Genomic DNA, 21,852 nt, shown 5'->3' with positions numbered 1-21,852 from the left:
GAAAAGATCGGTCACCGATGAGCGTACCCAGCAATGTCCGGCGCTTCGAAGCGCTGCTCTATGCCTCGTTGATGCTGGATGCCTTGTCGGTCGCGGTGCAGGACCGCACGCCCAATGCCGAGATGACCGAGCAGATGATCATGACGGCGACGCTGCTCGCCGGCGGGATGATCCTGCTGCTGGTCTATTTCGTCTGGCTGGCCGCGCATTGGCGTAAGAACTGGCCGCGCTGGGTGCTGGCGGCAGCCCTCGTGCTGTCGGTGATCTCGCTCGGCCAGATCATCGGCGAGAAGGGCATGGAGCTCGACAGCGCCATCGAGATCGTCTCCTGCGTGCTGACATCATTGGGCCTGTATTTCTCCTTCACCGGCGACGCCCAGGGCTGGTTCAACGCGTGAGATTTAACGCGGTGCCGTAGGGTGGGCAAAGGCGCGCTCTTGCGCGCCGTGCCCACCGCGATCGCGATGGATCAAATTGGTGGGCACGCTTCGCTTTGCCGACCCTACGGCCTCTCGGAATGCGCTAGACTTCCTCCCATGGAATGGACCGACGAAGGCATCGTGCTGGGTGTGCGGCGGCATGGCGAATCCAGTGCGATCGTCGAGCTCCTGACGCGCGCGCATGGCCGGCACCTCGGTCTTGTCCGCGGCGGGGCCAGCTCGCGGCTGCGGCCGCTGCTGCAGCCGGGCAACAGCGTCAGCGCGGTGTGGCGGGCGCGGCTCGACGAGCATCTCGGAACCTATGCGATCGAAGGTCTGAAGCTGCGTGCGGCGACGCTGCTGGGATCGTCCCATGGCGTCTACGGCGTCACTCATCTCGCTTCGATCGCGCGGTTGCTGCCGGAGCGCGACCCGCACGAGGCGATCTTTTCGCTGCTCGAACATTCGCTCGACGATTTCGACGACATCGGCAGCGCCGCCGTGCATCTCATCCATTTCGAGCTGGCGATGCTCGCCGAGCTCGGCTTCGGGCTCGCGCTGGAGAATTGTGCGGTGACGGGGGAGACCACGGATCTGATCTACGTCTCGCCCAAATCCGGCGGCGCGGTATCGCGCGGCGCCGGCGAGCCGTGGCGCGACCGGCTGCTGCGGTTGCCACCCTTCCTGCGTCACGGCGAGACCGCGACCGAACTCACCGAGCAGGATCTCCAGGACGGCTTTCGGCTGACCGGTCTGTTCCTGCTGCGCCATGTGCTGGAGCCGCGGGGCCAGGGCCATTCCGACGCGCGCGCCGGCTTCATCAACGCCCTGACGCGACAGCAGGCCAAGGCGGCACTTCCGGCGCCGTGAACGCCTCTCTGCCTTGCCTGACGGCATACCGTTCCCCCGGAAACAAATCTACCCATTCGCGTTGGCGCGGGGCAGGTTCCACAACGGGGACAGTCTCAATGATGATCCGGGGATTTGCGCTCTCGGCAGCGCTGCTTGCATTTGCGCCTGATGCGACGGCCGGTGAGCCGCAGCCGGGCCTGTTTCGTCGCGCCTCCTGCACCGTCGTGCGGTACTATGTTGCCAAATATTCCGCCGCGGCCGCAGAGACATGGGCGCGATCCCACGGAGCCACCGAGGCCGAGATCGAGGCGGCCCGCCGCTGTGTGACCAATATGCCGGCGCCGGCGCAGGCCAAGACTCAGCCGCCCGTGACGGCGGGTTGGGCCGGACAATAGCCGCCGCGAGAGATCCGCAGATCTCCATCGATCGTCCCCAACGTTGAGCCAGGCGGCGCGGTGGAGATCATTGTGCGTGGGCATGTCCGCTCGCCGCTTCATCTGCGGACGCGAACGGAGCTAGGCTTGGGCGCGTCTGCCTTCCGCGAACGGGAGCGATATACCCAAGGTCTGCGACGGGTGCTCCCCAAACATTGTAAAGTAATACTGGGAGAAGCGTCCGAGCTCGTAAAAACCCTGCTGCATGGCGACCGCGGCCACCGTGGTCGAGCCTGGCGCGCTCTGCCGCAAGATGGAGTGGATGGTGCACAGGCGCTTGTGACGCAGGAAGGTGACCGGCCCGAGCCCGAACACCTCCTGAAACGCGCGATGCAGCGTACGGCGCGACACGCCGAACGTGGCGCAGATCTCGGACACATGCACCGGCCGCGATCCGGCCTCGTCCAGATATTCCTCGACCCTGCGGATCAGGCGCCTCGCTGAAGGAAGCCAGCCGCTGTCGTCGGGCGGCAATGACGAGATGACGTTGGCCGCCATGCATTCGACGATCATTCGCTTCCAGAAATCAGCGGTCGACGGCGTCAGGCTGAGCTTGTGGGTGCGCAGATGGGACATGATCTGGACGAGACGGCGCGAGGCCGCCGAGCCGGTGACGAGATCCGCCCGGAAATGACCGCGGCTGCGCCACGTGTCGGGATCGCTCAGACGCGCTTCCCCGCCGAACAATGACGTCACCTCATCGAGGTCGAAGCGCATCGCCGCGTAAGCGGATGCGCCGTGAAAGACGCCGTCATGCTCGAGCAGCGGCGGAATCACGAGCACGTCGTTGAGCTGCATGTCGAACGACCAGTGCGCGACGCGCTGCTCGGCCGCCAGCAGCATCCCGATGATGAGCTTGTTGTCGCTGGAGGTGCGCTGCGTGCGCATGCCGACGTTGAAGGCACCGATGCTGAGCGAGAAGTCGCCGATGCCGACATGCGACAGTGTCCCGCGCAGGCGCCCGCGTCCAAGCTGCATGACATCGACGTGAGAGCCGTGCACGGCCTGATGAAGGCCCTCGAACCCGTCGAGCTTCCGCGAATCGACCAGAAGGAACTGCCCCATGGCTGTACCCTGTTACTCAAGCGCGACAATTCTGGGGCAGGTGACAGTAACATACCACCACAACGCGAAGTGGGAGCGAGAGTTTGACTTCGCGTTTTGAGGCAAATGATCGCCGAATTTGACCCGAGCCGGGCGCACGCAACGCTGGGGATTGAGAGACTTCTGACATGTGTCGTTAAGCCTCACCGATCGGGGCGGCGTGCTGGCACAAACTGCACATCACAGCCGACCATTCTTCGGATACCGTTTGCAACCTTAGCGATATCAAGCGGATGCGCCCTGCGGATGGCAGGCGCGCACGGTGGGTTCTGCCGTGTGCTCGAGAACGTGCGCCCGAAGGGAAAGTGATACTGACGCAATGAGGCGTCTGCGTCTCCCGCAGCGCCAAAAAAATAGGGGACCGGACAATGCGTCCAATGCGCCGGGCAATAAATTGCCGTCGTCGGCCGCTGCCAAATCCGCGCCGTAGCACTGGTTGAATGCGCGCATCGGAGTTTGCACCATGCTGCGGGCGAGCACGGGTCACTGCGAGTGGTTGCCGGATGATGTGAAGACCGGCGAGATGGTCTTCATTTCCGGCGGCACTTTCCGCATGGGATCCGATCATCATTATCCCGAGGAGGCGCCGAGCCATCGTGTCGGCGTCGACGGCTTCTGGATCGACCGCACGCCGGTCACCAACCGGCAGTTCAAGCAATTCGTCAACGCGACCGGCCATGTCACGGAAGCGCAGATCGTCCCCGACCCCAAGGACTATCCCGGCGCGCTGAAGGAGATGCTCTACGCGGGATCGCTGGTGTTCTCGCCGCTGCCGCGCATCACCGATCTCACGGATTGGAGCCAATGGTGGTCCTTCATGCGCGGCGCCAATTGGCGCCATCCTTACGGCCCCGGCAGCAACATCAAGGGTCTCGACGATCACCCCGTCGTCCACGTCTCCTTTAGCGACGCATGTGCCTACGCGCGCTGGGCCGGCAAGGAGCTGCCGACGGAGGCGGAGTGGGAATTCGCCGCGCGCGGCGGTCTCGACGGCGAGGAGTTCGCCTGGGGCGACGCACTGATGCCGGGCGGCAAGCATATGGCCAATATCTGGCAAGGGAATTTTCCCGTCCAGAATCTCGGCGAGGATGGGTTCGAGCGTACCTCGCCGGTCATGGCCTTTCCGCCCAACGGCTACGGCCTCTACGACCTGATCGGCAATGTCTGGGAGTGGACCTCGGACTGGTGGTCGTCGAAGCACCATGCGGACGCTGCAAAGCCGTGCTGCATTCCGCGCAATCCCCGCGGCGGGCGCGAAGAGGCGAGCTTTGATCCATGTCAACCCGACATACGAATCCCGCGGAAAGTCTTGAAGGGCGGCTCGCATCTTTGCGCGCCGAACTATTGCCGCCGCTATCGCCCCGCCGCCCGCCACGCTGAGCCGGTCGATACCTCGACGAGCCATGTTGGATTCAGGTGTGTGGTGCGCATGCCTCCCGCCAACCGTGATCAACAAGAAGGATTTGCTGCAACGTAGGGAGTATCGCATGAGCAGCGAGTTGGAGAACAATAACAACCAGTCCGCAACTGACCAGCCGATCAATCGTCGAAACCTCCTGTTGGGAACATCCTCCATCGTCGCCGCAGCGACATTGACCTCGGAAGCATTGGCGCAAGCGCAGAAGGCCGCGCCATCTCCAGCACCGGCAGCAAGTCCTGCGGCGGCCGGAGGAAAGCCCAACATCCTGATCATCTGGGGCGACGATATCGGCATTGCCAATATCAGCGCCTATTCCAACGGACTGATGGGCTACGAGACCCCGAACATCGACCGCATCGCCCGCGAGGGCCTGAAGATGCAGCATTACTACGGCGAGCAGTCCTGCACCGCCGGCCGCGCTGCGTTCCTTACCGGCCAGCACGGCATCCGCACCGGGCTGACCAAGGTCGGGTTTCCCGGTGCGCCGATGGGCATGAGCCAGCTGGATCCATCGATAGGTGGCCTGCTCAAGAACCTCGGCTACGCCACCGGCCAGTTCGGCAAGAACCACGTCGGCGATCGCAATGAATCATTGCCGACCGTCAATGGATTCGATGAGTTCTTCGGCAACCTCTACCATCTGAACGCGGAGGAAGAGCCGGAACTGCCGGACTATCCGAAGGACCCGGCCTACAGGGCCAAGTTCGGTCCACGCGGCGTCCTGCGCTGCAAGGCGACCGATGTCGACGACCCCACGGTCGATCCGCGCTTCGGCAAGATTGGCAAGCAGACCATCGAGGATACCGGCGCGCTCACCAAGAAGCGCATGGAAACCATCGACGACGAGACCTCGGCCGCAGCGATCGATTACATGAAGCGGCAGCAGGCCGCGGGCAAGCCGTTCTTCGTCTGGTTCAACTCGACCCGCATGCATCTGCGCACCCATGTGCGCACCGATCACCGCGGCCGCTACACCCATGGCAACAGCGAATATATCGACGGCATGATGGAGCACGACGACATCGTCGGCAATCTGCTCAAGGCGCTCGACGACATGGGGATCGCGAACAACACCATCGTGGTCTATTCCACCGACAACGGTCCCCACATGAACACCTGGCCCGATGGTGCCATGACCTGGTTCCGCTCGGAGAAGAACACCAACTGGGAGGGCGCTTTCCGCGTGCCGTGCCTGGTGCGCTGGCCGGGCAACGTCAAGCCCGGCACGGTCAGCAACGAGCTGATGAGCCACAATGACTGGATTCCGACCCTGTGCGCGATCGCCGGCGAACCCGACATCGTCAACAAGCTGAAGGCCGGCTACACCGCCAACGGCATCAACTACAAGGTCCATCTCGACGGCTACGACCAGTCGGCGTTCCTGCGCAATGTCAGCGGCAGCGCCGCCAACAACAACGGGACGAAGAGTGCTCGCCGGATCTTCTTCTACTCGGACGACGACGGCCTGCTCGTCTCGATGCGCAAGGGCGACGAGAAGTACGTTTTCTCCGAGCAACGGTTGCAAGGCACGATGGGCGTGTGGGCCGAGCCGTTCACGACGCTGCGCCTGCAGAAGATCTTCAACCTGATGCAGGACCCGTTCGAGCGGGCGGATATCACCTCCAACACCTTCTGGGATTGGCAGATCAATCATGTCGGTGCGGTCTACGGCGCGATGGATGACGTCTTCCAGTTCGTCGCGACCTTCAAGGATTTCCCGCCGCGCTCCTTCCCGCCGAGCTTCAATCCCGCGAACATCATGGAAAGCATGATGGACGGCATCAAGCAGAAGAAGGCGCTCGTCGAGGGCATCGACATGGAGAAGGTCCGGACCAATCTGAACCGGATCATTCTGGAGCAGACGCAGGGCCGCTGACACTGGCCCTTCGTGATGGCCGGTCCGCCCCGGGCGGGCCGGCTCGATCCACCTTCGCTTCACGAGAGGACTGGAATGTTTCGGGCCGTTGTCGCCCTCATCACGTTCCTGACCATCGGCACTGCGGTCCCCGAAACCGGTGCGTTCGCCCAAACCGACCCGCTCCCGTCCTGGAATGACGGCGCGACCAAGACGTCGATCACCGCCTTCGTCGCGCGGGTCACCAGGGACGGCGGACCGGACTTCGTGCCGCCCGCCGAGCGTATTGCCGTGTTCGACAATGACGGCACGCTGTGGTGCGAGCAGCCGGTCTATTTCCAACTCGCCTTCAGCTTCGACAGCGTCAAGGCGATGGCGGCCGCGCATCCGGAGTGGAAGCAGCGGCAGCCGTTTAGGGCGTTCCTCTCCGGCGATCGGGAGGCACTCGCTGCGCAAGGCGAGAAGGGCTTGCTGACGCTGGTCGTCGCCGCCCAAAGTGGCATGACAACGGATGCGTATGCGACGTCGGTGGCCGACTGGCTCGCCAAGGCGCAGCACCCGCGCTTTCATCGCCCCTACAACGAGCTCGTCTACCAGCCGATGGTGGAGCTGCTCGCTTATTTGCGCGCGAACGGCTTCAAGACGTTCATCGTCTCCGGCGGCGGCGTCGAGTTCATGCGGGTCTGGGCGGATAAGGCTTACGGAATCCCGCCGGAGCAGGTGGTCGGCTCGTCCGGCGTCACGCAGTTCAGGATCGGGCCCGACGGCAAGCCGTTCCTGATAAAGCTGCCGAAGGTCGAGTTCATCGACGACGGCCCCGGCAAGCCGGTAGGCATCAACCGCTTCATCGGCCGCTGGCCGATCCTCGCCTTCGGTAATTCGGATGGCGACTACCAGATGCTGCAATGGACCGCGGCCGGCCCCGGCGCGCGCTTCCTCGGCATCGTCCATCACACCGATGCGGCGCGCGAATACGCCTACGACCGGCACTCCAAAATCGGAAAGCTCGACAAGGCCTGGGACGAAGCGGTGCAGCGCGGCTGGACCGTCGTGGACATGGCCAAGGACTGGAAGACGGTGTTCGCGTTCGAACGCGGTGGAGCATCGCAATGAGGGAACGCAGACGAATTCGGTGACGGAGCTGAAGGGCAATAAGCAGAAGAGTCGGAGGTACGATAATGTCTGCTCATACTCATACGGCGCGACTGGTAAGCTGCATTCTGGTGTTGGCGGGGGGCATATCAATTCCATCGCGGCCGACATCGGCGGCGCCGCTCCAGCCGAACGCAATCCAGCATGAGGCCACCACACCACCGGACCTTATCGAGGTTCGTGCAGCCGGCCGCCGCGGCGGCGTTGCTGTTGGCCCGCGCGGTGGAGCCGTCGCTCATCGCGGCGGCGCTGCCGTCGGGCCGCGGGGGGGCGCCTATCGCGGCACAACGGTCGTCAGGGGCCCTCGCGGCAATGTTGCGGTACGGTCCACCACCGCGGTGGCCCGGACGCGGCGGCTGGGCGCGGCCCGGCTGGTACGGCTGGCCGCGCGGCGGTGCGATCGCCCCGGGTGCCGCGATCGGCGTTGTGACGGCAGCAACGGCTGCGGCCTGGGCAGGCGCCGCGCCCGCGCCCGGCATGTGCTGGTACTACACCGATCCGTCCCGTACCCAGGGCTTCTGGGATTACTGCCAGTGACGGCGGCGCTCCGCTGACAACGAGGCAACCGTCATGAGCGGTTACGACATCTTCGCCTGGATCGTGCTGGTGATCCTGATCGCCAGCGCGATCGCGGTGGTCTGCATCGCCGGATGGCTGCCCGGACACATCGCGAAATCGCGCAACCATCCGCATGCGCAGGCCGTGACGGTCGCCGGCTGGATCACGCTGTTCTTCGGTTTCGCGCTGTGGCCGATCGCCTTCATCTGGGCCTATCTCGACGTGCCCGCGCGCAAGGCAGGGGATGCGTGATGGGCGTCGCGATCTTCAACACCTATCTCGTGCTGCTCTTCCTGCTGGTGCACTTCGGAATCGTGCGCTTCAACCTGTTCTGGAAGGCTTCGCCCGCGATCGTCATGGTGCTGCTGCTGTTCGGGCTCTTGATCCCGATGGGGTGGGGCGCACCGCAGGGCAATGCGCTGGTGGTGCGCAACGCGGTTTCGATCGTGCCCGACGTGGCGGGTGAGGTGACGGATGTCCCCGTTATCGCCAACGTGCCGCTCAAATCCGGCGACGTCCTGTTCAAGATCGACCCGACGCCTTACGCCGCGCAGGTCAAGGCGATCGAAGCCCAGTTCAAGCTCGCCAGGACGCGCCTCGGCCAGATGACGCAGCTCTACGAACGGGACGCCGGCCGCGGCTTCGACGTCGAGCAGCGCCAGTCCGAAGCCGACCAGCTCGCCGGCCAGCTCGAGTCGGCGCAGTGGAATCTCGACAAGACGGTCGTGCGCGCGCCGACCGACGGCTATGTCACCAATCTTGCGCTACGCAAGGGCGCGCGCGTCGCCAACCTGCCGCTCTCGCCGGTGATGGCGTTCATCGATACCTCCAACACCATCATCGGCGTCGAGATCAACCAGATCGACGCGCGCTACGTCGCGCCGGGGCAGGAGGTCGAGGCCACCTTCAAATTCGCACCCGGTCAGATTTTTGCCGGCAAGGTCGAGAGCGTGCTCCAGGCCATCGCGCCGGGGCAGGCGCAGACCTCGGGGGTAGCCGTCATGCCGAAAGCGATCGAGGCCGCGCCCTTCATCGTGCGCGTCAGGCTCGACGATGCCGAGTTCGCGAGGCGCCTGCCGGCTGGCAGCGCGGGCACGGCGGCGATCTACACCGACCACGTCGTGCCGACCCACGTCGTCCGCCGCGTGATCCTGCGCCAGCTTGCGATCCTGAATTACGTCAATCCGTTCTGAGTGAGAGGAAGCCATGAGACCAGCCGCACTGTCCGTTTCGATCCTGCTCCTGACGATCCCCTGTGCCTTCGCTCAATCGCCGACCCCGGTGACGGTCGACAACTTCATACGTGCCGAGTCCGACACCTATATCGGCAATCTCGCCAGGCAGTCCGGGGGGCTGGGCAAGATCCTTCACCACCGTGAGCCGGCGTCGATCGATGACCAAACCATCATCAGGCTCAATCGTGACACCCTCTACAGCTTTGCCGTCGTCGACCTCGATGCCGGACCGGTGACGGTGACGCTGCCGGATTCCGGCGGACGCTTCATGTCGCTGATGTCGATCAGCCAGGACCATTATGCGTCCACCGTCTACGGCAAGGGCGAGCATACGTTCAGCCGCGACAAGGTCGGCACGCGCTACGCCGTGCTTGGCGTCCGCACCTTCGCCGATCCGGCCGACCCGGAGGACTTGAAGAAGGTCCACGCGCTGCAAGACAAGATCAAGCTGACGCAGAAGGACAGCGGCAAGCTGGAATTGCCGACCTGGGATCCGGCTAGCCAGAAGAAGGTCCACGACGCCCTGCTGGTGCTCGCATCGACCATCACGAGCTTCGACAGGGCATTCGGCACCAAGGCGGAGGTCGATCCGGTCCGTCATTTGATCGGGACTGCTGCAGGTTGGGGCGGCAATCCCGACCGGGATGCGAAGTACCTCAACATCATTCCGGCGAAGAATGACGGCAGAACGGTCTACCAACTCAAGGTCAAGAACGTGCCGGTGGATGCGTTCTGGTCGGTCAGCGTCTACAACGCCGCAGGCTTCTACGTGAAGAATGCCTACAACGCCTATTCGCTGAACAGCGTCACCGCCAAGAAGGATAGCGACGGCACGTTCGCCATCCAGTTCGGCGGCTGCGACGGCAAGATTCCGAATTGCCTCCCGATCATGAAGGACTGGAACTACACCGTTCGGCTCTATCGGCCGCGTGCGGAAATCCTGAGCGGCAAGTGGAAATTCCCGGAGCCGCAGCCGGTGAACGGAACGTAAGGCATGGGGAGGCTGTGATGAGACGATCAATCCTCGGAGCCGTTGCCATCGTGCTTTCGACGATGTGCGCGGATGCGCAGACCATGTCGGCCGACGACCTCGCTACCCGCAACATCCAGCGCCGCGCGGTCGAAGCCATGATCTGGAGCATGCCGGCGGTGAACGCCGACCTGATGCTGCAGGCGATGCTCAAGAGCACGAGGGCCAAGATCAACGAGATCGTCTACTGGTCGAGTCCCGTGAACTGGAAGAACCAGACGCTGACGCCCAATCCGGATTCGATCTATTTTATGTCGTTCTGGAACGTGAAGGATGGTCCGATCGTGATCGAGATTCCGCCCGCGCAAGGCGGGTCGATCGCGGGCAACATCGTCACGGCATGGCAGATGCCGCTGGAAGATGCCGGGCCCGATGGCGCCGACAAGGGGCAGGGCGGCAAGTACCTGATCCTGCCGCCGGGCTACAAAGGTGAAGCGCCCACAGGCTACATACCGCTTCAGTCCGATACCTTTAGCGGCTTTGCGCTATTGCGCTCCAACCTGGCTAGCCACGCCGACGCCGACGTCGCGAAGTCCGTCGCCTATGGCAAGCAGATCAAGATGTACCCGCTAGGGCAAGCGCAGAGCCCTCCGCCGACCAATTTCACCGATGCTTATGACGTCCTGTTCGACTCCACCATTCCCTACGACGCCAGCTTCTATCGCACCCTCGACCGCGTCGTGCAGAACGAGCCCTGGCTCGACCGCGACCGCGCGATGATCGACCAGCTTCGGTCGATCGGCATCGAGAAGGGCAAGCTGTTCAATCCTGACCAGAAGACGGTTGCGCTGCTCGATCAGGCCGCGCGCGAGGCGCATGCACGGCTGGCGGATATCTATGATGCCGGTTTTCCGGTGATCAATCCCGGCATCCGTTGGTTCCCCGCCGCGGTCGCCGAGATGGTGAAGGCGGCAAGCGGCGGTTACAGCGATCCGAATGCGTATCCGATCGATGCGCGCGGGGTGACCTACACGTTGGGCTATACCGGCATCAAGCGGCTCGGCACCGCGCAATACTATCTGATGGCCAATAAGGACAGGGATGGCCAGGATTTCGACGGCAACGTCACCTACCGGCTGACCGTGCCGGCAAATGTGCCCGTGAAGCAATACTGGTCGGCGACCGTCTACGACCGCGAGACGCATGCGCTGGTGCGCAACATGCCGAGCGCCAGCCGCGCCTCGATCAGCCCGGGCATCCAGACAAACGCGGACGGCTCGGTCGATGTCTATTTCGGCCCGAAGGCACCCGAGGGCAAGGAAGCCAATTGGGTGCCCACTGACCCCGCGCGGAAGTTCGAGCTGCTGTTCCGGCTCTACGGGCCGGAGACGCCGCTGTTCGACCACAGCTGGAAGCTGCCGGACGTCGAACGCGTCGCAACGACCGTTGGAGGTGCCACGAAGTAGCGAGATAATGACGGCGGCTTCGAAGGGCAGGCGCGACCTGTTCGGGTGGACGATTTGATGGGACCATGGGACGCGACATGACGGGACATCTTCGCAAGGCCACGCTCGCAACCGCATTGGCGATGGCGAGCTTCGGCACGCAGCCGGCGCTCGCTGACGCCGGTGGCGTCAGCTTCTGGCTTCCCGGCATCTTCGGCAGCCTTGCCGCGACACCGGCGGTGCTGGGCTGGGCCTATTCGACCATCTACATCCATGTCCAGGACAATGCGGGGAAGGGCCAGAACTTCGTCACCCCCGGGGGCGGTACTGGGGCGGTGACCGCAGGCCTCAGCGCGCATGCAGACGTGCTGGTGCAGGGCCTCACTTACACCTCGCCGATGTCGGTGATCGGCGGACAGGCCGCCTTCACCGTGCTCGCAGTGCCCGGCAATATCGGCGTCGGGATCGACGCGACTCTGACCGGACCGCGTGGCAACACCGTCTCCGGCAGCGCGTCGGACAATCGCACCACGTTCGGCGACGTGTTCTACCAGGGCACCTTGAAGTGGAATCAGGGCGTCCACAACGAGATGATCTACGTCACCGGCAACATCCCGAGCGGCACTTATGACGCGAGCCGTCTTGCCAATCTGAGCTTCGGCTTCCCGGCCGTCGATGCCGGCGTGGGGTATACCTATTTCGATCCGAAGGCCGGACACGAATTCTCGGTGGTCAGCGGCCTCACCTACAGTTTTATGAACGGCGCCCTTCAATACCAGAACGGCATCGACTTCCACATCGACTGGGCCGCATCGCAGTTCGTCACCAAGACGATCCAGGTTGGCCTCGCCGGCTATTACTTCCAGCAGGTTACGGATGACAGCGGACCGGGTGCGAAGCTCGGCGGCTTCAGAGGCATGTCGGTCGGCATCGGCCCGCAGATCGGCTTCATCATCCCGATGTCCAATGGCTACCAGGGCTATCTCAACCTCAGGGGCTATAAGGACCTCGAGGTCGAGAACCGTCCCAAGAGCTGGACAGGCTGGCTCACCTTCCAGATCTCGCCGCCGGCACCCGAGCCGGCCACGACCAAGCCGATCGTGCGGAAGTACTGAGAGGAGGCGTTCACGCAGCTCCGATGACAGGAGAGAACACCAGCAAGCGCGTCTTTCGCATCGGCTTCCAGACATCGATCATCACGGTGTTCGTGGGTGTGGTGCTGCTTGTGGGCCTGACGCTGGTCTATCTCAGCTTCGAGCGCGTGACTGTCATCACCAGGACGGCAGCCAGCAGCTTTATCGAGAAGGTCGCGCAACTCGGCGCCGATCACGTCGACGAGCAGTTCAGGAACGTCCGCGACAGCCTCGAGATCCTGTCCGCCCTGACGCCGATCCAGGAGGCCGATATCGCCGACAATACGCGGCTGTACAGCCTGATGGCGGCGATGCTGCGCAACAATCCGCAGCTCTTCAATCTCTATGTCGGCTACGAGGACGGCTCGTTCATCGAGATGGACGTGATTGATCGGGCCAAGCCAGGCTTCAGGGTGGGCCTGAATGTCGATCAGGATGCGGCCTTTCGCCTGGTCGTGATCTCACGGACCACCGGCGCCAAGCCCGTCGTCCAGTTTCTCTCGGAGAACCTCATCGCCGTCGCCGAAGCCGCCGGTCCCGACAATTACGATCCGAGGACCAGGCCCTGGTATATCGATGCGTTCAGGAACGACAGGACGCTGCTCACCGGCCCCTACATCTTCTATGCAACGGAAGAGCCGGGCTATACGCTGCGAATACCCCTGAAGGAGGGACGGCGCGGCGTGGTCGCGGGCGACATGCTGCTGAACCGGTTCGAGGACATGCTGACGCAGCAGAAGCTCGGGCAGTCCGGCGTCGCCTTCCTGTTCAACGAGGCCGGACAGATCGTCGCCCATCCGGACATGAGCCGGCTGGTGGCCGGGATCCCCGGGCGCCACGACGACCTTCCGCCGGTGAGCGCGCTGAAATGGCCTGGCTTCGAGGGCATCGTTCGCTCCTGGCGGGAGGGCGGGGCGGCGCAGCAGTTCTTCGCGGACGACACGGGGCGAACTCATGTCGCGGCGATGCATCAGCTGGTGACGACCGGATCGGCCGATGTGCGTCTTGCGATCGTCGCGCCGCTCGACGAGTTCTACGCCCGGATCATCAACGAACGCCGCACGCTGTTTGCGCTGGCGCTCGCCTTCGTCGGCGCGACGCTGCCATTCGCGTTCTGGCTGGGGTCGCTGATGGCGCGGCCACTGAGCAAGCTGGTCGATGAGACCGATGCGATCCAGCGGTTCGAGATCGCGGAGCGGCCTCGCATCCATTCCGCCATCGCCGAGATCGAGGAGCTTGGCCGCTCGGTCTTCACCATGCGCAGCGTAGTGCGCAGCTTTGCCAGCTTTATCCCGCGCCAGATCGTGCGGCAGTTGATCGAGACCGGCTCCTCGCTCAGCCTCGGCGGAAGCAGGCGCGAGGTGACGGTGCTGTTCACCGATGTCGCCGATTTCACCGCCAAGACGGAGCGGGCCGATCCGTCGCAGGTGATGATCCACACCTCGCGGTATTTTGCGGCACTGTCGGACGAGATCATGCGGCACCAGGGCACGATCGACAAATATATCGGCGATGCCGTGATGGCGTTCTGGAACGCGCCGGCGGATGACCCCGATCACACCGTCAATGCCTGCCGCGCCATTCTCGCCTGCCTTGCCGCGAATGACGCGCTCAACAAGGACTTCCGGCGCGAGGGCTGGCCACCTTACGACACGCGTTTCGGCCTTCATGTCGGCGACGCCGTGGTCGGCAACATCGGCTCCAGCGACCGGATGAACTACACCGCGCTCGGCGCCACCATCAATCTGGCCTCGCGGCTGGAGGGATTGAACAAGAATTACGGCACGCGCGTGCTGGTCAGCGCGGCCGTCCGCGCGCGGGCAGGGCACGCATTCCTGTTTCGCAGCGTGGACAGCATCAGGCCGAAGGGGTTTGCCGAGGCGATCGAGGTCAGCGAGCTCAGGGGCGAGCTCGCGCAGGCAGACGAAGTCGAGATCGTGATGTGCCGGCGCTGGGACGAGGTGTTCGCCTCGATCGCGCAGGAGGGAGCGAGCGAGACCACTTTGGTCCGGCTTTCGGGCTTCCTGCTCGACTATCCCAGGGATGGCATTGCGCAATATCACGCGGGCCAGTTTCGCCGTGCGGCCCACGACCCGGGAGAAGCGGCGTGAGTGCCCGCGACGTCAGCCGCCGGCGATTGCTGGAGACCGGCGCTGCGTTCGCGGCCGCAGCGGTGCTCGGCGCGCCCGCGATCGCGCAGGGCCGCAGCAGAATCCGGCTGGGTTATCTCCATGTGGTTGCCGTGGACGGACATCTGTGGACTGGGCTGGATCGCGGCGCGTTCGATCGGGAAGGGATCGATTTCGAGCTGCATGAATTCAGTACCGGGCCCGAGATCTTCGAGGCGATGGGGAAGGGACAGCTCGACGTCGTGTCGGCGGGCGGCGTCATCTCGAACTATCTGGCGCTCGGCCGCGGCCGTGGTTTTCTCATCAACGACATCGAGATCGCGACGGCTCAGCTTTGGGTCCGGCCGACCCTTGGCGTGAGAGCGTTTGCAGACCTCCGCGGCAAGCGGATCGCGACGACCGCGAAGACGACGGCGCACATCTTTCTCGACAGGGCGCTGCGCGCCAACAACATCAAGCCGTCCGAGATCGAGATCGTCAATCGCAGCATGCCTGCGGCGGTCCAGGCGTTCATTGCCGGCGAGGTTCCGGCCGTGGCGCTCTGGGTGCCCTTCAACATTGCCGTGCGTCAGGCGGTGCCGGACGCGATCAAGCTGGTCGATGCCTCGGCCTTCTATCCGCAGTCGGCGGCGTTGGGCGGATGGGCGGCGAGGAGCGATTACTATGCGGAGCACAGGGAGGTGCTGAGCCGGATCATCCGCGCCTGGACGGACGCGAACGACCACATGGTCCGCAACCCGGCCGCGGCCGCGGAGGCCTTGCAGCGGTCGCATTATCAGCAGTCGCGCGCCGAGGACCTCGCCGAGGCTTTCAAGGCGCAGAAGCTGTATTCCTCGCGCGAATGGCGGCGCCTCTATTCGGACGGGACCGTCGTGAGGTGGCTCCAGCAGGTCAGCGACTTCTTCATGGCGGATGCCGGCGTCACCGGATCGCTGCGGGCGTCCGACTATTTCGACACGCAGCTCTATCTTTCGACCGTCGCCTGAGTGACCGGGCCTGTGGACGTTTCGACGACACCGGCACCGCATACCGTCCACAGCAACAGCGGGCCCTGTGGATAATTCACGCAGCGGCCCTGGCGCAGGGCAGGGGGCGCATGTCGGGGTCCAGCCTGCTATATATCCGCCCGAATCGCGCCCCAGCGGGGGAGAATTGGCTACGCTTCCGGGCGATCCGCCCGAAGCTTGACCGTAAGTCTTTGAGAGTAAAGGCCTAATGGGCAAACGAACAGTTCCGCCGGAAGAGCCGGCCGAAATCCACGAGGTGCGGCTGCAGGAGGCGCTGGAAGAGCGCTATCTCGCCTATGCGCTCTCCACCATCATGCACCGCGCGCTGCCCGACGCGCGCGACGGCCTGAAGCCGGTGCACCGGCGCATCCTCTACGGCATGCGGCTGCTCCGGCTCGATCCCGGCACGGCCTTCAAGAAGTCCGCCAAGATCGTCGGCGACGTGATGGGCTCGTTCCATCCGCATGGCGACCAGGCGATCTACGACGCCATGGTGCGTCTCGCGCAGGATTTCTCCTCGCGCTACCCGCTGGTCGACGGCCAGGGCAATTTCGGCAATATCGACGGCGATAATCCCGCCGCCTACCGCTACACCGAAGCGCGCATGACCGATGTCGCGCGGCTTCTGCTCGAGGGCATCGACGAGGACGGCGTCGAATTCCGCGCCAATTACGATGGGCAGTCGAAGGAGCCGGTCGTGCTGCCCGGCGGCTTCCCGAACCTGCTCGCCAACGGCGCGCAGGGCATCGCGGTCGGCATGGCGACCTCGATCCCCCCGCACAACGCCGCCGAGCTGTGCGACGCCGCGCTGCATCTGATCGAGAAGCCCGACGCCAAGTCGAAGGCGCTGATGAAATGGGTTAAGGGGCCCGATTTTCCGACCGGCGGCATCTGCGTCGACTCCAAGCAGGCGATCGCTGAGGCCTATACCACCGGCCGCGGCTCGTTCCGCGTCCGCGCCAGATGGCAGCACGAAGAGGGCGCTCGCGGCACCTGGGTCGTCGTCGTCACCGAGATCCCCTTCCTGGTGCAGAAGTCGCGGCTGATCGAGAAGGTCGCCGAACTGCTGGACCAGAAGAAGCTGCCGCTGGTCGGCGACATCAGGGACGAGTCGGCCGAAGACGTCCGCATCGTCATCGAGCCGAAATCGAAGAACGTCGATCCGGCGCTGATGATGGAATCGCTGTTCCGGCTGACCGAGCTGGAAAACAAGATTCCGCTGAACCTCAACGTGCTGATCAAGGGCCGCATCCCGAAGGTGGTGGGGCTCGCGGAGTGCTTGCGCGAATGGCTCGACCATCTCCGCGACGTCCTGATCCGCCGCAGCAATTACCGCAAGGCGCAGATCGAGCACCGGCTGGAAGTCCTCGGCGGTCATCTGGTCGCCTATCTGAACCTCGACAAGGTGATCAAGATCATCCGCACCGAGGACGAGCCAAAGCCCGCCCTGATCAAGGCGTTCAAGCTCACGGAGATCCAGGCGGAGGCCATCCTCAATATGCGTTTGCGCAATCTGCGCAGGCTCGAGGAAATGGAGATCCGCAACGAGGACAGGGATCTCCGCAAGGAGCTGAAGGGCATTGAAGGCGTGCTCGCTTCGGAAGCCGAGCAGTGGAAGAAGGTCGGCGAGCAGGTCGGCAAGGTCCGCGACATGTTCGGGCCGAAGACGCCGCTCGGCAAGCGCCGCACCACCTTCGCCGATGCGCCCGAGCACGATCTCGCGGCGATGGAGGAAGCCCTCGTCGAGCGCGAGCCAGTGACGGTGGTCGTCTCCGACAAGGGCTGGATCCGCACCATGAAGGGTCATGTCGAGGACCTCTCGGGGCTGGCCTTCAAGCAGGACGACAAGCTCGGCTTTGCCTTCTTCGCGGAGACGACGTCGAAGCTCTTGCTGTTCGCGACCAACGGCAAGTTCTACACGCTCGATGTCGCAAAACTTCCGGGCGGCCGCGGTCATGGCGAGCCGATCCGCCTGTTCATCGACCTCGAGCAGGAGGCCGCGCCCGTGGCACTGTTCGTCAACAAGGGCGGACGCAAGTTCCTGGTCGCGAGCAGTGAGGGCCAGGGCTTTGTCGTCAACGAGGACGATTGCGTCGGCACCACCAAGAAGGGCAAGCAGGTCCTCAACGTCGATATGCCGAACGAGGCGCGCTCGGTCACCGAGGTGATCGGCGACACCGTCGCGGTCATCGGCGAGAACCGCAAGATGCTGATCTTCCCGCTCGACCAGGTGTCCGAGATGGCGCGCGGCCGCGGTACGCGGTTGCAGAAGTACAAGGACGGCGAGCTGTCGGACGTGGCTGTCTTCGAGGCCAAGGCAGGCCTGACCTGGAAGGACTCCGCGGGCCGCGAATTCTCCGCGACCATGAAGGAGCTTGCCGAGTGGCAAGGCAATCGCGGTGATGCCGGCCGCCTGCCGCCGAAGGGATTCCCGAAGTCGAACAAATTCGGCAAGGTGATCGGGTAGGGGCAGCCCTTGTCCCGGACGCGCAGCGACGCTGTCAGCGTTGCTGCGCAGAGCCGGGACCCAAGCTGCACGGGTACTCCTGGAGGCATGGGCCCCGGCTCTGCAGCGCACCGCACCGGACGATGCTTCGCATCGCCGGGGGCGCTGCGCTGCGTCCGGGGCACGAGAGAGTGTGTAGCCCATAGCTGTCTCCTCATCGTCATTGCGAGCGCGGCGAAGCAATCCAGACTGCCGCCGCGGAAAGACTCTGGATTGCTTCGCTGCGCTCGCAATGACGGGCTGTGAAAGCGGTGCCCTCCAACTCAAAGTATGTGCATTCCCGGAAACGCGTGGCAGATAGCCACGGGCGCATACGTGGGGGCACGAACATTGCTTTTTGCTGGCGCGTGCAAACGTCACGTCAAAAGGCAAAAACACACCAATGTTCAAACTGAAGGCTCTCATTCCGGCGCTGCTCGGGCTCGCGATTGTCGCAGCACCAGTGCATGCGGCGGGCAATCTCGTCGCCGTGCTCGAGGCGGAGATCGTCACGCTCGATCCGCATTTCTCCACGGCCTATATTTCGCGCACGTTTGGCTACATGGTGTTCGACACGCTGTTTGCGAAGGACTCCAAGGGCGACGTCAAGCCGCAGATGGTGCAGGACTGGAAGGTCTCCGCGGACGGATTGACCTACAGCTTCACGCTGCGCGACGGTTTGAAGTGGCATGACGGCCAGCCGGTGACCGCGGCGGATTGCGTCGCCTCGCTGCGGCGCTGGGGCACCCGCAGCGCGCTCGGCCGCCGCATCTTCGCGATCACGGCTTCGCTCGAGCCGACCGACGCGAAAACCTTCGTGCTGACGCTGAAGGAGCCGTCCGGTCTCGTCATCGACGCACTCGGCAATCCCGTCAGCCCCGTTGCCTTCATGATGCCCGAGCGCATCGCGAAAACGCCCGGCGACCAGCGCATCACCGAGATCATCGGCTCCGGCCCGTTCGTCTACAGCAAGGCCGATCACCGCACCGGCGATCGCATGATCCTGAAGAAGTTCGCCGACTATGTGCCGCGCCCCGAGCCGGCCGACTTCCTCGCCGGTGGCAAGCGCGTCAACGTCGACACGCTCGAGATCCGCGTCATTCCTGATGGTGCGACCGCCGCGTCCGCACTGCAGGCGGGCGAGATCGACTTCATGCAATATGCGCCGTTCGATCTTTTGCCTCAGCTCGAGAAGAACTCCCGCGTCAAACTCGTCAATTTCACCGGCGGCAACATGTTCGCCGGCGCCTACCGCCTCAATGCCGCGTCAAAGCCATTCGATGATCCCGCGATCCGCCGCGTGCTGTGGAAGCTGGTCGACCAGCGCGAGGTGCTCGATGCGCTTGGCCTCGATGCCAAGTACGCCGCGCCGTGCGCGACGTTCTTCACCTGCGGCACTACCTATGAGAGCAAGGCCGGCACGGATGCGGCCGCCAAGCCCTCGATCGAAGCGGCGAAGGCCGCGCTGAAGGCGACCAAATATGCCGGCGAGCCCGTCGTCGTCATGGAAGCCAACGATCTCGAAGCGCCGCGCGTCTCGGCGCAGGTGCTGGCCGAGCGGCTGAAGGCCGCCGGCTTCAACGTCGATCTCCAGGTGATGGATTGGGCGAGCGTGCTGGCACGCCGCGCCAAGAAGGAAGGCTGGAGCGTCTATGGCGTCCACGCCGGCGGCTTCGACCTCGGCTCGCCGCTCACCAACGTCATGGTCGCCTTCAACTGCGCCGACTTCACCGGCTGGCAGTGCGATCAGCGCATCACGCCGTTGATGGAGGCCTTCGCCAAGGCGCCGGCCGAGGAGGATCGCAAGAAGATCGCCGGCGAGATCCAGAGCGTGATGTACGATCAGGCGCCCGCGATTCCGTGGGGCCAGTTCGCGCAGCCGGCGCTTTATCGCGCGACGCTTCGCAATCTGATACCCTCGGCCATCCCGGTGTTCTGGAACGTTGAGAAGTAACGTGATGTACGATGTCATTGTTGTCGGCGGCGGCTCCGCCGGTGCTGCGGTTGCGGCACGGCTGTCCGAGGATCCCGCGCAGCGCGTGCTGCTGCTCGAAGCGGGCCTCGACTGGCGCGCCGATGAAGCGCCCTGGGAAGTGCGGACGCCGAACCCGATCCCGATCATCCACAAGCGCGAGTACCAGGAGAAATGGCAGTGGCCGGATCTGCTGACGCGCCGCGTGGCGGGGCAGGAGCCGCGCTTCTACTGGCGCGGCAAGGGGCTTGGCGGCTCATCGATGATGAATGGTCAGATCGCGATCCGCGGCGTTGCCGACGCGTTCGACGAATGGGCCGCCAATGGCTGCACCGGCTGGTCGGCGAAAGAGGTGATGCCGCTGTTCTCGGTGATCGAGGACGATCTCGAGTTCGGCGATGCCGAGGGCCATGGTCGCGGCGGGCCGTTGCCGGTCTACCGCGCGCCGCCCGAGAAGTGGGGCCCGATCGATCGTGGCTTGCGCGATGCGGCGCTGGCAAGCGGCTATCCCTGGTGCGCCGACGTCAACGGTGCTGACGGCGAGGGCGTCGCCTGCTATCCCATCAACAGCCGCGACAGCCGCCGCATCACCACCAATGAGGGATACCTCGAACCCGCCCGCGGCCGCGCCAATCTGGAGATCCGCGGGCATACGCTGGTCGATCGCGTGATCATTCGGGACGGCCGAGCCACGGGCGTTCGTGTTCGCGCCGAAGGGCAGGGCACCCAGGAGATCAGCGCGCGCCAGATCGTGCTCTGCGCCGGCGCCATCCACAGTCCGGCGATCCTGCTGCGCTCGGGCATTGGACCCGCCGACGAGTTGAAGGCGATGGGGATCGCAGTCGAGCGCGATCTGCCGGTGGGTAAGCACTTCTTCGACCACCCGCTGTTCCGCGCCACGATCCAACTCCGCGAAGACCTGCGGCCGACCGATCCTGATACCCGCCACACCAATTGCTGCGTGACCTATTCCTCGGGCCTCGCCAATGGCGGCAAGCGCGACATGATCCTGATCGCGTTCAATCACCGTGGTGTCGGCGTACCCGGTGCGATCGGCGCCGGGCTGTTTAACGCCTATTCACGTGGCACGCTGAAGCTGGCCTCGATCGATCCGTCGATCGAGCCCATCGTCGAGGAAAACATGCTGGCCGATCCCCGCGACATGCTGCGGATGATGGATGCGGTGAAGCGGCTCGCGGTGATCACGTCGCAGCCGGCGCTCACTGGCATCGCCGACTGGATCAGGCTGACCGACACCGATCTGACATTGCCGCGGGCTGCCAGCCTGCCGGATCACGAGCTCGACGCGCTGCTGCGCCGCGAGACTGGCGACATCCAGCACGCAGCGGGGAGTTGCCGCATGAGCGGCGTCAACGATCCCGACGGGGTCGTCAATCCCGATGGCACGGTGAAGGGGATCAGCGGCTTGCGCGTCGCCGACGCCTCGATCATGCCGTCGGATTGCCGCGCCAATACCCACTTCACGACGGTGGTGATTGGCGAGGCGATCGCACGGATGATGATGCGGTAGTTTTACGCGTCATGTTCCACCCATTCCGTCATCCTCTTATGTCCCAAGTCAAGGGGGGAGGCATGAGGAAGGGTTGTCTCCCGGACGTCCGAAAGAAGTGTGAGTGGGATGATCGTGCAAGGGTGGAAGCAGAACCCTGAGACGTCGGTCA

The 21,852-nt window shown here is 64.2% G+C and carries 18 protein-coding genes; 17 read left to right on the top strand and 1 reads right to left on the bottom strand.

Features of this window, described 5'->3' with window-relative positions; genetic code table 11:
- The first annotated feature begins 17 nt into the window (after nucleotides 1-17).
- From RAD16_RS39000 to RAD16_RS38990, 3 genes are all read left to right on the top strand, one after another.
- The gene (locus tag RAD16_RS39000) at nucleotides 18-398 is read left to right on the top strand and encodes a hypothetical protein (RefSeq protein ID WP_458163177.1); all 381 of its coding nucleotides are present in this window, start codon (nucleotides 18-20) and stop codon (nucleotides 396-398) included.
- A gap of 138 nt (nucleotides 399-536) precedes the next feature.
- Complete coding sequence (gene recO, locus RAD16_RS38995) at nucleotides 537-1,289, top strand: DNA repair protein RecO (RefSeq protein ID WP_458163176.1); 753 nt, start codon at nucleotides 537-539, stop codon at nucleotides 1,287-1,289.
- A 98-nt stretch (nucleotides 1,290-1,387) separates the two neighbouring features.
- Nucleotides 1,388-1,666, top strand: a complete 279-nt coding sequence (locus RAD16_RS38990; RefSeq protein WP_458163175.1) for a hypothetical protein — start codon at nucleotides 1,388-1,390, stop codon at nucleotides 1,664-1,666.
- A 120-nt stretch (nucleotides 1,667-1,786) separates the two neighbouring features.
- Here the strand turns inward: RAD16_RS38990 and RAD16_RS38985 are convergent, their stop codons facing one another.
- Nucleotides 1,787-2,770: a helix-turn-helix domain-containing protein gene (locus RAD16_RS38985; protein WP_458163174.1), complete on the bottom strand. Its 984-nt coding sequence runs from the start codon at nucleotides 2,768-2,770 to the stop codon at nucleotides 1,787-1,789.
- A gap of 502 nt (nucleotides 2,771-3,272) precedes the next feature.
- Here RAD16_RS38985 and RAD16_RS38980 point away from each other — a divergent pair.
- The 14 genes from RAD16_RS38980 (at nucleotide 3,273) to RAD16_RS38915 (ending at nucleotide 21,701) form a co-directional block, all read left to right on the top strand.
- Nucleotides 3,273-4,286 carry a formylglycine-generating enzyme family protein gene (locus RAD16_RS38980; RefSeq protein ID WP_458163173.1) on the top strand — a complete coding sequence of 338 codons (1,014 nt, stop codon included), beginning with the start codon at nucleotides 3,273-3,275 and terminating at the stop codon, nucleotides 4,284-4,286.
- Between the two features lie 10 nt (nucleotides 4,287-4,296).
- Nucleotides 4,297-6,105 carry an arylsulfatase gene (locus tag RAD16_RS38975; protein WP_458163172.1) on the top strand — a complete coding sequence of 603 codons (1,809 nt, stop codon included), beginning with the start codon at nucleotides 4,297-4,299 and terminating at the stop codon, nucleotides 6,103-6,105.
- Nucleotides 6,106-6,180: 75 nt separating this feature from the next.
- Nucleotides 6,181-7,197 carry an HAD family hydrolase gene (locus RAD16_RS38970; protein WP_458163171.1) on the top strand — a complete coding sequence of 339 codons (1,017 nt, stop codon included), beginning with the start codon at nucleotides 6,181-6,183 and terminating at the stop codon, nucleotides 7,195-7,197.
- A 351-nt stretch (nucleotides 7,198-7,548) separates the two neighbouring features.
- Entirely contained in the window at nucleotides 7,549-7,773 is a 225-nt protein-coding gene (locus tag RAD16_RS38965) for a hypothetical protein (RefSeq protein ID WP_458163170.1), read from the top strand.
- A gap of 33 nt (nucleotides 7,774-7,806) precedes the next feature.
- A complete protein-coding gene (locus RAD16_RS38960; RefSeq protein WP_458163169.1) occupies nucleotides 7,807-8,046 on the top strand; it encodes a DUF3302 domain-containing protein in 240 nt (79 codons plus the stop codon).
- The gene (locus tag RAD16_RS38955) at nucleotides 8,046-8,987 is read left to right on the top strand and encodes an HlyD family secretion protein (RefSeq protein ID WP_458163168.1); all 942 of its coding nucleotides are present in this window, start codon (nucleotides 8,046-8,048) and stop codon (nucleotides 8,985-8,987) included. Before RAD16_RS38960 ends, RAD16_RS38955 begins: the two co-directional genes overlap by 1 nt.
- Before the next feature lie 13 nt (nucleotides 8,988-9,000).
- Nucleotides 9,001-10,020: a DUF1254 domain-containing protein gene (locus tag RAD16_RS38950; protein ID WP_458163167.1), complete on the top strand. Its 1,020-nt coding sequence runs from the start codon at nucleotides 9,001-9,003 to the stop codon at nucleotides 10,018-10,020.
- A 17-nt stretch (nucleotides 10,021-10,037) separates the two neighbouring features.
- On the top strand, nucleotides 10,038-11,465 hold the full coding sequence (locus tag RAD16_RS38945; RefSeq protein ID WP_458163166.1) for a DUF1254 domain-containing protein: 1,428 nt from the start codon (nucleotides 10,038-10,040) through the stop codon (nucleotides 11,463-11,465).
- A 77-nt stretch (nucleotides 11,466-11,542) separates the two neighbouring features.
- Nucleotides 11,543-12,559, top strand: coding sequence for a SphA family protein (locus RAD16_RS38940; protein WP_458163165.1), 1,017 nt, complete (start codon nucleotides 11,543-11,545; stop codon nucleotides 12,557-12,559).
- 23 nt (nucleotides 12,560-12,582) lie between these two features.
- Nucleotides 12,583-14,688 carry an adenylate/guanylate cyclase domain-containing protein gene (locus RAD16_RS38935; RefSeq protein WP_458163164.1) on the top strand — a complete coding sequence of 702 codons (2,106 nt, stop codon included), beginning with the start codon at nucleotides 12,583-12,585 and terminating at the stop codon, nucleotides 14,686-14,688.
- Nucleotides 14,685-15,692 (top strand): ABC transporter substrate-binding protein, encoded by a 1,008-nt coding sequence (locus RAD16_RS38930; protein WP_458163163.1) that lies wholly within the window; start codon nucleotides 14,685-14,687, stop codon nucleotides 15,690-15,692. The genes RAD16_RS38935 and RAD16_RS38930 overlap by 4 nt, the downstream gene beginning before the upstream one ends.
- 229 nt (nucleotides 15,693-15,921) lie before the next feature.
- Nucleotides 15,922-18,180 (top strand): DNA topoisomerase IV subunit A, encoded by a 2,259-nt coding sequence (parC, locus tag RAD16_RS38925; RefSeq protein WP_458163162.1) that lies wholly within the window; start codon nucleotides 15,922-15,924, stop codon nucleotides 18,178-18,180.
- A gap of 421 nt (nucleotides 18,181-18,601) precedes the next feature.
- Nucleotides 18,602-20,152 (top strand): ABC transporter substrate-binding protein, encoded by a 1,551-nt coding sequence (locus tag RAD16_RS38920; protein ID WP_458163161.1) that lies wholly within the window; start codon nucleotides 18,602-18,604, stop codon nucleotides 20,150-20,152.
- Nucleotides 20,153-20,156: 4 nt separating this feature from the next.
- Nucleotides 20,157-21,701 (top strand): GMC family oxidoreductase, encoded by a 1,545-nt coding sequence (locus tag RAD16_RS38915; protein WP_458163160.1) that lies wholly within the window; start codon nucleotides 20,157-20,159, stop codon nucleotides 21,699-21,701.
- The last annotated feature ends 151 nt before the right edge of the window (nucleotides 21,702-21,852 follow it).

The sequence above is a fragment of the Bradyrhizobium sp. 18BD genome (genome assembly GCF_054185225.1).
This window is presented reverse-complemented; position numbering and strand designations above follow the sequence as displayed.

Bases quoted from the DNA above. Each gene is read 5' to 3' on its own strand.
- RAD16_RS38935 (WP_458163164.1), top strand. From the start codon at position 12,583: ATGACAGGAGAGAACACCAGCAAGCGCGTCTTTCGCATCGGCTTCCAG.
- recO (WP_458163176.1), top strand. From the start codon at position 537: ATGGAATGGACCGACGAAGGCATCGTGCTGGGTGTGCGGCGGCATGGC.
- RAD16_RS38965 (WP_458163170.1), top strand. From the start codon at position 7,549: ATGTTGCGGTACGGTCCACCACCGCGGTGGCCCGGACGCGGCGGCTGG.
- RAD16_RS38955 (WP_458163168.1), top strand. From the start codon at position 8,046: ATGGGCGTCGCGATCTTCAACACCTATCTCGTGCTGCTCTTCCTGCTG.
- RAD16_RS38970 (WP_458163171.1), top strand. From the start codon at position 6,181: ATGTTTCGGGCCGTTGTCGCCCTCATCACGTTCCTGACCATCGGCACT.
- RAD16_RS39000 (WP_458163177.1), top strand. From the start codon at position 18: ATGAGCGTACCCAGCAATGTCCGGCGCTTCGAAGCGCTGCTCTATGCC.
- RAD16_RS38945 (WP_458163166.1), top strand. From the start codon at position 10,038: ATGAGACGATCAATCCTCGGAGCCGTTGCCATCGTGCTTTCGACGATG.
- RAD16_RS38920 (WP_458163161.1), top strand. From the start codon at position 18,602: ATGTTCAAACTGAAGGCTCTCATTCCGGCGCTGCTCGGGCTCGCGATT.
- RAD16_RS38975 (WP_458163172.1), top strand. From the start codon at position 4,297: ATGAGCAGCGAGTTGGAGAACAATAACAACCAGTCCGCAACTGACCAG.
- RAD16_RS38990 (WP_458163175.1), top strand. From the start codon at position 1,388: ATGATGATCCGGGGATTTGCGCTCTCGGCAGCGCTGCTTGCATTTGCG.
- RAD16_RS38960 (WP_458163169.1), top strand. From the start codon at position 7,807: ATGAGCGGTTACGACATCTTCGCCTGGATCGTGCTGGTGATCCTGATC.
- RAD16_RS38940 (WP_458163165.1), top strand. From the start codon at position 11,543: ATGACGGGACATCTTCGCAAGGCCACGCTCGCAACCGCATTGGCGATG.
- RAD16_RS38950 (WP_458163167.1), top strand. From the start codon at position 9,001: ATGAGACCAGCCGCACTGTCCGTTTCGATCCTGCTCCTGACGATCCCC.
- parC (WP_458163162.1), top strand. From the start codon at position 15,922: ATGGGCAAACGAACAGTTCCGCCGGAAGAGCCGGCCGAAATCCACGAG.
- RAD16_RS38980 (WP_458163173.1), top strand. From the start codon at position 3,273: ATGCTGCGGGCGAGCACGGGTCACTGCGAGTGGTTGCCGGATGATGTG.
- RAD16_RS38915 (WP_458163160.1), top strand. From the start codon at position 20,157: ATGTACGATGTCATTGTTGTCGGCGGCGGCTCCGCCGGTGCTGCGGTT.
- RAD16_RS38985 (WP_458163174.1), bottom strand. From the start codon at position 2,770: ATGGGGCAGTTCCTTCTGGTCGATTCGCGGAAGCTCGACGGGTTCGAG.